The 14,312-nt window shown below is 37.5% G+C and carries 11 protein-coding genes; 10 read left to right on the forward strand and 1 reads right to left on the reverse strand.

What is annotated here, in order from left to right:
* Window position 1 precedes the first annotated feature (1 nt).
* From ACZ11_RS04420 to ACZ11_RS04435, 4 genes are all read left to right on the forward strand, one after another.
* On the forward strand, window positions 2–418 hold the full coding sequence (locus tag ACZ11_RS04420) for a tetratricopeptide repeat protein (protein WP_049664085.1): 417 nt from the start codon (window positions 2–4) through the stop codon (window positions 416–418).
* An 11-nt stretch (window positions 419–429) separates the two neighbouring features.
* Window positions 430–855 (forward strand): hypothetical protein, encoded by a 426-nt coding sequence (locus ACZ11_RS04425; protein WP_049664086.1) that lies wholly within the window; start codon window positions 430–432, stop codon window positions 853–855.
* A 147-nt stretch (window positions 856–1,002) separates the two neighbouring features.
* A complete protein-coding gene (locus tag ACZ11_RS04430) occupies window positions 1,003–1,977 on the forward strand; it encodes a hypothetical protein (protein ID WP_049664088.1) in 975 nt (324 codons plus the stop codon).
* A 21-nt stretch (window positions 1,978–1,998) separates the two neighbouring features.
* Complete coding sequence (locus tag ACZ11_RS04435; RefSeq protein WP_049664089.1) at window positions 1,999–2,454, forward strand: DUF6630 family protein; 456 nt, start codon at window positions 1,999–2,001, stop codon at window positions 2,452–2,454.
* A gap of 479 nt (window positions 2,455–2,933) precedes the next feature.
* Here ACZ11_RS04435 and ACZ11_RS04440 read toward each other — a convergent pair whose 3' ends face one another.
* Entirely contained in the window at window positions 2,934–3,596 is a 663-nt protein-coding gene (locus ACZ11_RS04440; RefSeq protein WP_049664090.1) for a hypothetical protein, read from the reverse strand.
* Between the two features lie 884 nt (window positions 3,597–4,480).
* Here ACZ11_RS04440 and ACZ11_RS04445 point away from each other — a divergent pair.
* From ACZ11_RS04445 to ACZ11_RS04470, 6 genes are all read left to right on the forward strand, one after another.
* Window positions 4,481–5,122 (forward strand): hypothetical protein, encoded by a 642-nt coding sequence (locus tag ACZ11_RS04445; RefSeq protein WP_049664091.1) that lies wholly within the window; start codon window positions 4,481–4,483, stop codon window positions 5,120–5,122.
* Window positions 5,122–6,654, forward strand: coding sequence for a phage baseplate assembly protein V (locus ACZ11_RS04450; protein WP_049664093.1), 1,533 nt, complete (start codon window positions 5,122–5,124; stop codon window positions 6,652–6,654). The genes ACZ11_RS04445 and ACZ11_RS04450 overlap by 1 nt, the downstream gene beginning before the upstream one ends.
* 15 nt (window positions 6,655–6,669) lie before the next feature.
* Window positions 6,670–7,767, forward strand: a complete 1,098-nt coding sequence (locus ACZ11_RS04455) for a pentapeptide repeat-containing protein (protein WP_049664094.1) — start codon at window positions 6,670–6,672, stop codon at window positions 7,765–7,767.
* Window positions 7,768–7,806: 39 nt separating this feature from the next.
* Entirely contained in the window at window positions 7,807–8,304 is a 498-nt protein-coding gene (locus ACZ11_RS04460; RefSeq protein WP_049664095.1) for a hypothetical protein, read from the forward strand.
* Between the two features lie 77 nt (window positions 8,305–8,381).
* Window positions 8,382–8,780, forward strand: coding sequence for a DUF4280 domain-containing protein (locus ACZ11_RS24680; RefSeq protein ID WP_053093195.1), 399 nt, complete (start codon window positions 8,382–8,384; stop codon window positions 8,778–8,780).
* 30 nt (window positions 8,781–8,810) lie between these two features.
* Window positions 8,811–14,309, forward strand: a complete 5,499-nt coding sequence (locus ACZ11_RS04470) for an RHS repeat-associated core domain-containing protein (protein WP_049664097.1) — start codon at window positions 8,811–8,813, stop codon at window positions 14,307–14,309.
* The last annotated feature ends 3 nt before the right edge of the window (window positions 14,310–14,312 follow it).

Genomic DNA, 14,312 nt, shown 5'->3' on the forward strand with positions numbered 1-14,312 from the left:
AATGGAACTTGACGATCAAGTATATGACCAAATTGTACAATTGTGTGAACGGGGAAATACTCTTGTAGAAAATGGACAAATTGAAAAGGCAATAGAGCACTATATAGCGGCACTTGATTTGGTTCCGTTACCGAAGAACAATTGGGAAGCAAGTACATGGATTTATACAGCATTAGGAGATACATATTTTTTAAATTGTGACTATGAGAAGGCAAAAAGCGATCTTTATAATGCTTTAGACTGTCCAAATGGGATATCCAATCCTTTTATATTGCTGAGACTTGGAGAAAGTTTGTTCGAGTGTGGGGAAATGGATAAAGCTAAGGAATATTTGTTAAAAGCTTATATGCTAGAAGGCTATAAGATCTTTTTCAATGAGGATGATAAATATTTTGAATTAATTGTGGATATGATTTGAGGAGGATACATATGGCTTTTTTACAATCACCTATAAAAGATAAATTTGAAAGTCTATTGGATAAAAGTAATAAAGAATTTGATAATGGTAACCACCTAGACTCTATTTTTTTGTTAGAAGAGGCTTGGGATTTAATACCTGAACCAAAGGGAATTTATTCTGAGGAAAGTTTTCATTTAGTGAAAGATATTATTGCTACTTATTCTATAATAAATGATTTTAAAAAAGCAAAGGAGTGGGCAGATAAAATATATTTAACTGGATATGCACGAATTGATTCAGGGGATAAGGAATTTATTTCAGGAAAAGTTACTTTTGAATTAGGTGATTTAGAAACAGCAAAAGAATTTTTTAGCATTGCCAACAATAAATCAGAAGGTAGATGTTTTGGGAGTCCAAAGAGTATTAAATATCTGAAGTTGCTAAAAAGTAAATGATTCTATGTAGTCAATAAATAGAAGGAGAAATCCGGGACTAGAATTTGACTTAATTACGGTAGAAACAGATATGAAAATTACGAATACAGGTTTTAGAGTAGACTAATTAACGATAAAAGATTGGAATAAACAACTTTGAAGAGTATAATGCTAAACCCAAAAAAATTAGAAATGTCTTTTAAGAGATATAGCAATAATTTTGTAAAGGGGATTAAATTTGAAGATGTGGTAGAGAAATATGAAATTAGTAAAAGTAAAATAAATAATATAGTTAATCTAAATGATATAGAAAAAGATCATATATTATTAATAAATCTAAACAATATTTCATCATATTATTTGTCGAAATGGAAAAATGAAGTATTGATCAATGGTGGAGTTAGTTCTGATGGATTAAAAACTATGCAAATAGTGGTGTTTTATCAGTGTATGGCGCATGAGCTTTATCAAATCAAATATCCAAAAATGTTTTTGAGTTACTCTTTTGCGGAGGCAATAAAAGCCTTAATGCATTTCACGATGTTTGGGTGGAAGAAAGAAGAGAAAATATTATTTGATTTTATTGTGAGACATTTTGGTAAACATTTAATGGATGCAAATAATTGGAACAAACATACATGGTTTTTGCTAGAGCTATACTTACAATATCGAAATAAGACGATTGTTGGAACAAACCAAAAATTGCATATCACTGTGAGAGAACAATTTAAAAAATCGGATTTAGAGTACGACTTAATACCTGAAGACTTAGATATTTATTCAGAAGTACTAGAAAATTGGGCTACACCTCAACTTGATGAAATCAAAACTTTAATTGATAAAATGTCTGTGTTTCATTCGAATTTAGCCTCAGAGCTAGGAGAATCTATTGAGTTTGGCGATTATAGATATGGATTTTATCCCTATGAAATTTTGTTCCTAATACATGTAAGAGAAAAGATTGGTTTACCAGTTCCCGACCATTTTAATGATTTGTTAATGAATACACCGGAAGCAAAAATGACAATAGATGATCCTGAACCATATCCTGAATGGGACCCTTTATTGCGCAAAATAGATATTTTTTATCGAAAAAACTATCCAGATTATATTCCAAACAAACATGGGGAACTATTCCAATAGTTAAACAGGAGGAAAATCAAAATGTCAGATGAGAATATCGTACCGCTTATTTTTGAAGATAATGATGATTTAAAAGTCATTTTTAATAATTCAAAAATGCAAAGTATATATACAAGTGTATTAGAACATGGAATGCTTACAAAAAAATTTCTTTATCTTGATTATAAAGGTGAAGAAAATTATGAAATTGTAAACTACATTTTAGATTATGAATTTGACAAAAATATTGAGTTAGCTTCACAAGAAGAGCTTGAGAAGTTGGGAGAATATGAATATGAGTTTTTACCTGAAAAGGTGAAAGAGGTCAACAAAGTCATTTCTTCCAAAGGATATGGATTATTCTCTTACCCGACTACCGGTGACTTTTACGCTCTATTCATTGCTAAATTAGAGAATAAAAAGGAATTATTACAAGTCGAATTACTTGAAGATGAATATATTCCTCATAAAGAAAGGTTTATCCAGTATTTTTACTAATAAGTATAATAACAATGTTTCCTGAATCAAATTTTAGCTTTAGAGCTTGAACGAAAAGATGGAAACTTTAAATTTGATAGGTTGATTGTGGTTAGACTTAAACCATAATCAACCTTTTATTATTTAGGCGACCATGCCGAAGGATAAAACTCCAAATCAGAATATAGATCCGAATAATTAAAAAAGTGAGTTCTACAGGAAGCGGAGTAGAATTACATAGTAGGCACCCGCTTACACTAACAGCCAATGATACTACCACCTTTACAGGGAAAAGCATCTCCATGAGTGCAACAGAATCCATGCGCTTAATATGTGGCTAATAGTAAGAGACTGGGACGAAAGTGATTCAACCAACAAAAATACCAAACTACCCAATGAAACGCTCATGGAGTGTTTCATTGGGTAGTTTTTCTATTTATGTATTTTGTTAATTTAGAGATTGTTATGTCACAGCCTCTTATTCCAAATGTACTGATTTTTTATACTTCCCACTCGATACCTATTTCCTCAAAAGAAATTCTGCTTTCAGCTAACCCTTCTTCATCTTCAGATTCAATCATTTGAATTTCCTCTGCCGTTAAAACAATGGTTTTATTGGGATTTTCTATTTTACGATGGAAGATGGACTTTAGTAGGGTAATTTGTACATCAGACATTTCAGCATCCTCTTGCCATTCAGTAATAGCAGTTTCTATGTCCATTGCTTGTCTTTCTAAGAGAAAACCCCCGTTATCAATCATTTCATCATTTTCCTCTTGTGAATAGATTTCCTCGCCAGTTCCCCAAAAAGCAGCAGTAATCATAGGCACTGTCTCTCCATTAATATCTTCTAATAAATATTGGAGAGTTTCATCTGTGGCTAACTTTTTTACTTCTTCAGGTGCATCCTTAAAGTATTCTAAAGCATTTTTATAGTCTGATACCCTTTCATTATTATCATCACGAAAGGCGGCTACTAAGTAGTTAGAATGGAATGTTATTGTCCCTCGTGTGCCAGAACTATCCTGTACGTTGTAATTGAAGCCGTCCCAAGATTGTTCGTGAGCAAGTTCTGGGTAGTGTGCAACGTTTATTGAGTGAACGACTGAAGCCAATATACACCCTTCCCAAAGTTCTCTTCTACTCCAAGTTATCTTTTTCATATCTATCCAATCCCTTTCTAGTATATAAGTAACATTTTAGCCTATCTCTCATTATGCAGCTTTCCTAAAAGAGTTAGTTGTCCAGAAATAGACCTTACGACACGTTTGAAGATGCATCAAATTAGCTTTTTTTTTAATTTGACATTTTTTTATGCAATTCTAAGAATTGATACTAAAACAAATAATTATCCAAGCAACATGTCGCCACGCTTTGGAAACGATTCACCCATTGAGGTGATGAAAACGGTATATCCCTTTACTAATGTATTTGCCTTGTCGCACAGTAATGGCTTCGTGTTTATACCTTTCATTTTAGCAAAATTCTTATAGTTCGTTGCAGAATCTGTACATCACACAACTGAGTGTCGATGTAGCGACCTAACAACCCGTCCAATTCTTGTGCGGTAATCAGACCCTTGCCTGCCATTTGAGAGAGGATTTCTCTACCGCTGTTGTAAGCAACGACCATACACAATTGTTCCTTTGATTTCCCTAGTGTCTTAGTGACACCATTATGTTTTCGCAGTTCGATCGAGTTACATTTCTATACCCCAATGATTAAAGTTTCATTTTATCCTTCTCCTCACACGGTATATCTAACTACTAAATTTCAAATTCTCCCGATCTTCAGGATTATTTTTTTATCTATTCCAAATAATAGAACTTATGGATGTTGACTTTTTACCTGGGGTTTATTAGCATATTTAATGATGAAAAAGAACCAATTAATGGTTGTGTTGCCATATATGTAATTAATACTGGAATATTACTGAAAAAAATTAAATTAATAACAAAATGGCCTAGGTAATTGGTTTTATTTAACAATAAATAAAAATACAAGGTCATGAGATAGAAAGACTAATCGAAACAAAGGAGCGAAAAAAATGAGTTTTATGGATGAAGAAGTTATTGAGATGACGAAACATGCAAGGCAGAAGAAACGAATGGAGAACATCGAAAACCAATTATTACATACTGATATTGTGAAGGCGATTAAAGATGGTCAGCTCATGATTGAAGATGAAACGATTGAGTTTAAAGAAATGAGTTTTTATGAGGATCAAATCCGGATGTGCATGCCTGCAACATTTGATGTGATGGAGCCTGAATTAATGGATATTAAATATCCGTCCAGTCGTAGACCCGATTATATTTATACAAGCGAAAGTACGTCCATCAATGTCACGCTGAAAATCATGGAACAACAGGTAAAAGAAGAGGAATTAGAAGACTTCACAGAGGCCATGAGGAACATCCTTCAAAAAACGCAGCCAACTACAAAAATGTTGGATATCGGCATGAATGAAGTTAACGGTCTACAAATTGGTTACTTCGATTTCATTTCGCCAGCACTAGATAACAAGATTTATAATTTAATGTTTTTGTTTATAGTAGGCGAGAATGTGACGATGGGCTCGGTTAATTGTTTGAAAAAAGAGATGAATATTTGGAAACCCATTGCTTACGGCATGATGGAATCTATCTCGGTTGAAAACAAATTATTAGATGGAGAAGGTGTTGTTTAATGAAAAAGGAAACTGCCTTAACGTATAAAGATATCATCGTGATGCCCTATAATATTCGCGTCAATCAAATCGAAATTACGCAACAGATGAATGAGCATGCTACATTGCATTTAACGGGCGTGATTCCTGATGAACTCGAAGATTCCTATGTATATATGACCGATGCAGAAACGGCTATTGAAGTATTGCAAATCGGCAGTGGTGGACAAACTATTCCTATTTTTAATGGGCTCGCGTTAGATGTACAAGTGAAATCGGTTTTGGGCACCTATTATTTGGAGGTTAAAGCAGTTTCACATACGTATGTGTTAGATGTTAAGAAGAAAAACCAAACCTATCAAAATGCAAGTATGCCCTATGGTGAATTAATAGATGCGTGTATTGCCGATCAAAAAGGTGCAGATTTCATGGATTATGTCACTAAGGGCGCAAGCATTGGTCGTTTCACGATGCAATATATAGAGACGGATTGGGAGTTTCTTAAACGAATGGCATCGCGATTCCATTCAGGCCTGGTGCCAGATACGGTTCATCCGGCCGCAAAGTTTTACTTCGGTGTACCGTTTCAAGCTGGAGGCACGAAGAAAATGGAGGCCGTTAATTATCGAGTTAAAAAGGCGATTGGCAATTTCCTTGTGTCCAGTAAAAATCATCTCGACGGTATTACTGATAGTGACTACATGTACTATGAAGTAGAATCGTTTCAACCATTCAAAATAGGCAATGAAGTGACGTTCCAATCAAAGAAATTGTATGTCTATAAAATCTACTCAACTTTAAAAGATGGCTTGTTCAAGCATATCTATACGTTAACACCTCAGAACGGCTTCAGTGTTCATACTACTTATAATCAAGCTATTATTGGTGCCTCCATTCAAGGGAAAGTAATTGATGTTGCGGGGGACAAAATTCGTATTCATGTCGATTTCGATGAGGGTCAAGAAAAAGATACAGCTTATTGGTTTCCATATTCAACGATCTATGCATCAGAAGATAATACAGGATGGTACTTCATGCCGGAGCTATCTGATAACGTTAGAATCTATTTCCCGGGCAATCGTGAGGATGAAGGGATTGCGATTAGCTCCGTATCAAAAGCACCACCACAATCTGGTTCGATGTTAGCAGCGACGAATCCGCCTAGCCCAAGCGGTGGTGGAAGTGCCGGTGCTAGTGGCGGAGGCGGCGGTGGGTCAAGACCTGCACCACCAGAGGATAACCGCCAAGACCCAGCGCGGATGGCTGATCCAGATGTCAAAACACTGAGAACGAAGCACGGTAAACAAATTCTACTTGCACCTGATCGAATTGTCATATCTGGTGGAGGATTAATGATTTCGCTTATGGATGATAATGGAATCTCCATCATAAGTGATAAAAATATTACCTTACAAGCAACAGATAAAGTTGCCATCAATGCGAAGCAAATTATGATTAATGCGACCGAGAAAATAGAAATGATTTGTAAAGACAGTTCAATCAAGATGGAAGACAAAATGGAGATTAAAGGAACAGAAGTACGAGCAAATTAGTGAGGATGTGAACGCATGAAACGAGAAGAAGCATTACAGCATTTTATGGATGAATGCGTGTCAGTTCATATCAGCCGATTACAAGAGAAGGTTGATCGACAGTTTCGCCAAGAGAAGGAAATCTTACTAAAGCCAATCATTAACTCGCTTGAACAGCTGTTTGCAAATATTAAAGATCAGCAAGAGCAAGAAAGGTTAGCGTCAGTTGCCTTTATTCATTTATCATTGCTACGAACATCATTACTAGATAACAAGTGTACTTATTTGCTAGAAGCGTATGGAGAAAAATGGTACTACGACTGGGGAGAATGCACGGCACAGTATGAAGCGGATTGGCTTAGTGAGGCGATTATAGATTTACACAAAACGCTTGAAAAAGAAAGAAAGCCATATCTCTCCATCCAAGCAGCTGACGTTCGAGGAATTATTCAACAGACAGTGATTCTGTTTCATCAGTATATTATTCAATTGGTACGCTATCTCTTCCGTTATCAAAAAGAAAGCGTACCTGAAATAGACTTTCAACGAGCCGCGTGTTTACGATTTCGTGTCGGTGAATATAAAGGATTTAGTGAAGATGTTGCGATCATCGACGAACGAGAACGGGTGGAAGAAAATCTTGTCTCATGGTTAGAGAAAAACGAGATGGACAAATCGTATACGTTTGAAAACTTCTCAAGCCTACAATTACAGCAAAAACACTTCAACGAAATGGACTTTTCCTATGCAAACTTCAATGGCAGTGACTTAGAAGGGGCTTCATTGAAACAAAGTGTTTGCGTCGGTACTAGTTTTGTAGATTGTAGTTTAGCGAATGTTGATTTTTCCTATGCAGGCATTCAAGATGCTGATTTTCGAAATGCCAATTTAGCAGGTGCTAATTTTACGCATGCACAGGGAAAAACGCTGATGCTTCCCGATGACGAGGTTGCGTGTTACTTAGGTACTGATTTCAGTAATGCGAATTTGGAAAATGCACGGTTTGAGTTTGCACAAATTGCAGGCGCCAATTTTACAGGTGCTAATTTAAAAGGAGCTACCTTCTTTAAACGCGATCAAGAGAAGTGTCTATTTAGCCCAGACCAGATAAAAGACATTCATTGGATTCATTAACTTTGAAATTAATAGAAATGATAGTTACAGGAGGAAAAGATGGAGTATTTTATTCTTCGACAAGATCAAAGCATTACAAATCCAATTATTCCTTTCAAGACAGACCTCGATGATAACTTTGTCTGTTCGTCTGTGTTCGGGGAAGTAATAGAAAAAGACAATGCGATATATCTGGATTATTTAGAGAAGCCTAGAAGAATCGTGTCGGATGATTTAAAAGGATTGTTAGTGAAATACGAGGATAACTTAGAATTTACAGCCATTGTCTTTACGGATGTGAAGAAAGGAACACAGCGTGTGCATTGGCTTATGGACATTGTAAAGAAGAACTGTATTTCCGATGAGACGATTTATTATCCAGACGGACAAATAAAGGAACTCGTAATTGACCCGAAGAAAGTGGAACTGGATTGTATTTTTCAAGTCGACGGCAAAAAGGAATCGTTCACCATCGTCAATTTAGATGTGGCAGAGAGTATGCTACGACGACCATATCTCGGGATTCAGTTGCAGCGAGTAAAACTACAAAGACGATAGATCATTCTAATAAATCATTCCAAAACACTGTCATAGTTTGAGACATTGTTCAATCGATACGAAAGGAAGGATATCTAATGGCTCAAGTTGTAGAAAGTTTGGAAACAGAAGGTTCGGAACAGGAGCAATTTAGTTATGTGGTACATGGAGCAATCATTTCTTGTGAGTTTGGAAGCCATCTCAATTATTTAAATTTGCCGAAAGACCATGGCGTTTATATTAAAGAGAAAGCCGTCATGAATGTAGGGGATCGAAACCCTGACAACATCCCAACCTTTGGTGTTTGTTTACAGTTGCAAAAGCCATGTACACCAACATGTTCCATTGATTGGATGGAAGGAATGGAAAATGTCAATATCGAGGGGAAGCAAGCGTTATTAAGCCGCTGTCATACCCAATGCTCAGCAGGTGGAGGCAAAATCGAAATTATTCATGACGGACAAGAGGAAGTAGAAATACCGAAACAAGGTTTTTAAAAGACGAGGTTGATTGAAAGGAGGTAAGTAATGAAATCGCTAGAAGAAAAGGAAGTACACATGGTTAGTACGTATGAGGATCTTGTGCTCGAATGGCCTTATCCACTTATTCATTTAGATAAACTAACTATCAAACATAAGGGCAATGACCATGCGAGGTTGTACTTTACGGGAATGATCGCTGAAGAGCAAGCGCAAAAGTATATTCAGCGGGTCAATCATACAGATGAAGTGGTTGTGAAATTTGGACGAGAAAGTGCCATATTGTTCTCAGGAAGAATTGAAAATGCAGAGTTGCAGGCATCACAAGGAGTGCACTATGTCTCCGTTGAGGCTGTATCATTTACTGCAGATATGGATATTGCGAAGCGCTCACGTTCTTTTCAAGATGCCAATATGACGTATGTGCAATTAATAAATCACATCGTGAAAGCCTATCCTAACGGGGATTACATCGACCAAGCTTCTAACGGTCAAGCTATTGGTAGTATCGCGATTCAATACTTAGAAACAGATTGGGAATTTATTAAAAGAATGGCCTCTCATTTGCACGCCGTTGTTTTTCCAGATTTAAAAGGAAAAGGTGCTCGATTCTGGCTTGGTACACCTCAAAGTAGGAAAAGCATAACGATTGACCATCTGCCGTCTACATTACGTATGGACGTCGATGCGTATCGCTTGATTACTGAAAATGATGGTACGGATGTGAGTGAAGCCGATTATACATTTTGTGAGTTTGAAAGCACGGAGCCCCATGAGTTGGGCACGTTGGTGCAATTCAAGGGAAGTTCCTATGTCGTAACGGTTAGAGAAACCCATCTTGATGGGGGTGTGTTGAAGTTTCAATATACTGCCCAACCAGAGAAAAGTATTCGTCAGCGATTGGCACGCAATTTAGACCTCATTGGTGCAGCATTTACAGGAAAAATCATTGATGTTACGCAAAACACCGTTAAAATTCATTTAGATATAGATAAAAGCCAGGATCAAGCAAAAGCACATTGGTTTGCTTATTCAGCAGATGCCAATGGCGTTATGTATTTAATGCCCCAAATAGGTGCACGTGCCCAATTGCATTTCCCTAGTGCAGTTGAAGAAGAAGCCATCGTTATCAGCTCGGTGCGTGTGAGTCCAGCCACACCAGAGGGCGGGCAAAAGCAGACGAAGAAAATGGCGGACACTACCGTTAAATCATTGGCGACTAATGTTGGGAAAGATGTGACATTAGGTGTTGGTGATATTACCTTTAGTGCAGTAGATGGTGTCTTGGACTTAAAGATGGATGATGGGGATGGCGTAACATTTCAAAGTAACAGTACCATCATGCTAGCTGCGGATGAAACACTCGAAATTAGTGGAATGAAAGAGCTTGCCGTAGAGGCGGAAGAATGGATTGCGATATCAGCGAAGGAACAAAGTCATGTGATAATGGCCGCTGACACACAATTAATTAGTACGCTCATTGATCAAGAAGGTATAGAGAAGCAAAGCCAGCCACCGAAGTTAAATGAAGAAGCAATCGAAGCTACAACGAAAGTTGACTTAATCTTCCCGCAAAAGGCAGAAGAGAAGAAAGAGAAAAAAGGCTGGTTTAGTAGTTTAGTAGATGGCGTAAGTGCAGCATTGGATGTTGCTGGATTTATTCCTGTCATAGGTACATTTGCAGATATTGCGAATGCAGGTATTAGCTTGGCAAGAGGGAATTACATGGATGCAGCCATGAACTTAGTAGGCGCGGTCCCATTAGTTGGTGATGCCGCGAAAGCAGCCTACAAGGTAAAAAAAGGGGCAAAACTCTTAGATAAAGCTGCTGATGCCGCAAAAGGTGCTGATAAGGCAATAGATGCTTCAAAAGCTTTAGCAAAAGGGATGAAGGCAGCTTATCCGAAAGTATCTAAAACGTTAGATGCAGTAAAGGGACTAGCGGAACTAGCTAACAAAGCGTCTAAGGCTGTGAAGACGGCAGCAGATAAAGTTGTCTCATCCATGGATGAATTGCTTGCTGCGTCGAAGGTAGTAGACGGTATGAAAGCTATGGCCAAAACTGGGCTAACGAAACTTAATCATGGGGTATTAAAGAAATTTAATTGTACACAAGGGTTAAGTAAAAAATTCTGTAAAAGAGGATTTGAGCCTGTTGATTTAATCACAGGGCGTATGATTTATGAAGGCATCGACTTTGAACTACCTGGACCTATCCCACTATCATGGGAACGTGCTTGGTACAGTGATAGTAGCCGGATTGGCTTGTCAGGTCATGGTATGCACTTTACATACGATCTAGCCTTAGAGATTTTTGAAGAAGAAGACCTGATTGGGATAGTTGTGACGGATGGTCGCGCAGCAGGGTTTCCAATTTTACCAATAAACTTGCCGTATTTTAACAAACGAGAAAGAATGACCTTAACAAATACAGGCAAGGAGTATCATTTATTTGAGCATGATACACGATTGATTTATGTATTTGAACAAACAACAGAAACAACATACCGTTTAAAAGAAGTAAGAAATGAGCAAGCCCATCATATTCAATTTGCCTATAACCTTAAAGGCTTCCTATCTCAAGTAACGGACAGTGTGGGTAGAGTGCTCGAGGTTACGACCAATGAGGCAGGTAGAATGACAGAAGTTGCCCTACGTAACCAGATGAGTCGTGAAGTCTTAGTTCGTTATGTTTACAATGATGTGCAAGATTTAATCGAAATCCAAGATGCGTTAGGGCAAAGTACACATATTAAATATGTTAATCATTTAATGATGCAAAAAACGGATCGCAATAAAAATAGCTTCTTCTGGCGCTATGATGGCCCAACTACAGGTGCACGAGTCATCAAAACATGGGGAGATGGCAATGTCCTTGCAGGGGAGCTTGCATATCACGAAGGCTATAACGAAATTACGAATAGTTTAGGTCATATGAGTTATTATTATTTCAACGAAGATAATCTCTGTACGAAAATAGTTCATCCAGATGGTAGTGAAGTTAGCTATCAATATAATGAGGACTTTGAATTACTGCAAGAAGTAGATGAAGATGGTCGTGTCACGGCATATAGCTATGATGAATGGGCAAATCCAGTGACGATTACTTTTGCAGATGGTAGTACTTTATCCTCTCAGTATGATGAAAAAGATAGACCGATTCAGGCTGTAAACGCAGAGGGCGGAAGTCGTCAATGGATTTATAATGAAGATGGGACATTACAGGAAAATATTTTAGAAGATGGAACGAAAACAGAATTTTCCTATAATGAGCAATATTTAATTAAAACTGTGACAAATGCGCAAGGCCATGTGGTAAGCTTAGCTTATGATGCTGATCTGAACCTGTGTCAAGTGACATTGCCAGACGGAACGAGTTCGACATGGGCGTATGACCGTCGTGGTAACTGCACATCAACGACAAATCCGCTAGGGGCCACGGAGAAGTTCCATTATGATAATTTGAATCGCCTTGTACGAGTAAATCTATCAGATGGTAACGACGTTCAAATGAAGTACAATGCCTATGAAGATATAGTTTTGGCAAAAGATAATCATACGCAAGTAGCCTTTGATTACACCATTCTTGGCAGTTTAATATCCCGAGAACAAGGTGGGAAGAAGGTCAAATTCGCCTATGATACAGAGGAGCAGTTAAACGCAATATTCAATGAAAAAGGCGAAGCATATCAGTTTGAACGTGATATGAAAGGGAATATCATTAAAGAAATCGGCTTTGATGAGATGGAAAGAAAGTATGAGCGAAGTCTGGCAGGATTAGTTCAGAGAATTCAACGTCCGGGTGATCGTTGGACAGCGTATCAACATGATAATTTAGGGAATGTCATTCGATCTGACTACTATGATGGTACCTGGGAAACGTTTGGCTATGACAAAAGTGGTTCGTTAGTTGAGACTGAAAATGAGCATATGACCGTAAAGCTAGAGCGAGACCCATCTGGACAAGTAATCAAGGAATGGCAGAATGACCATTGGATTGCGAGTAGCTATGATGAATTAGGCAACCGTTCACAGATTACGAGTAGTTTAGGTGCAGAAATCGATGTCGTTCGTGATGAAATGGGCAATGTGTCGCAAATCACGGCTTCTCGCTCAGAGCAAGTCCATTGGACAGCATCAATGCAGTACAATGAACTCGGTCAAGAGATTGAGAGAATCTTACCAGGGGATGTCATAAGCAAATGGCAGTATGATGTGACGGGTAGACCGACACACCATCGAATAAATAGTCAAAACCGCGATACACGAAGAAGAGTATATAATTGGGACGCCAATCACCGCTTACGAAGCATGGTAAACGAGTTAACGGGTGTAAAAGTCACTTATGGTTATGATGAATTTAGTAACCTTGTCTGGTCCAATCAAGGCGGTCAATTTGACTTCTTACACCGTAGTGTCGATGATGTCGGGAATTTGTATGAAACGAAAGAAAAGACAGATCGTGTCTATGGTGCCGGCAGCAGATTGCTTGAAACGAGAAAGGCCACATTCTCTTATGATGATGAAGGGAATCTCGTTAAGAAAGTTGAAAAGAACGGTGATACTTGGAAGTACGAATATAACGGAAATGGCATGATGTCTAAGGTTATCAAACCAGACAACACAGAAGTTACTTTCAAGTATGACTCGCTAGGTAGAAGAATAGAGAAAAGTTCTGACGAAAAAACAACTAAAACCGTGTGGGATGGAAATATTATTCTACATGAGTATTTAGTTAATTATTCAGCTAAACTAGAAAATGAAAGTCTAGTCACATGGATTTTTAATGATGGGAACGTACCTTCAGCTAAAATTACGAATGAAGGCAACTACAGCATTATTAGTGACTATCTAGGAACTCCCGTTGAAGCCTATGATGAACAAGGTGATAGGGTTTGGTCAGCTGAGCTTGATATCTACGGTAAAGTGAATGAATTTACAGGTGAGAAAGACTTCATTCCATTCCGTTATCAAGGGCAGTATGAAGATGTAGAAATAGGATTATATTATAATCGATTCCGATATTACGACCCGGAACAAGGGAATTATACTCAAGTAGATCCGATTGGCCTTGCTGGTGGAAACCCTACTTTGTATGGATATGTAAATGATCCAAATAGATGGATAGATATATTTGGATTAAGCAAAGGTTCTACAGCACTAGATAAATCATTAGGAGGAATAAAAGGAGATGGAATGCAAGCACATCATCTTATACCTGAGTTAACATGGGATCGATATGCTAATTTCTTAGATAGTATTGGGTTACCAAGAGAAATGAGAGATCATTTTACAAATGGATTATTAATGTCAGATAGCCCTGCAAATGCAAAAAATCATGGGCAAAAAGTGTACCACAGATCAAGACATCGTAACTATACCGAGATGTTGGAGACAAAGTTAGATAAAATATACAAAAAGTTTGAAAATGAGAGTATTAATGCAAAACAAGCAAAACAGTATGTTGAATCTCTACAAAGAAGTCAAAGAAAGAAAATCATTTCTGGAAAAATAAAAACTAAAACACCTTGTGGTAGATTATCATAAATG

Origin of the sequence: Lysinibacillus xylanilyticus (assembly GCF_001183605.1) — a bacterium.
Classification (GTDB): Bacteria; Bacillota; Bacilli; order Bacillales_A; family Planococcaceae; genus Lysinibacillus; species Lysinibacillus xylanilyticus.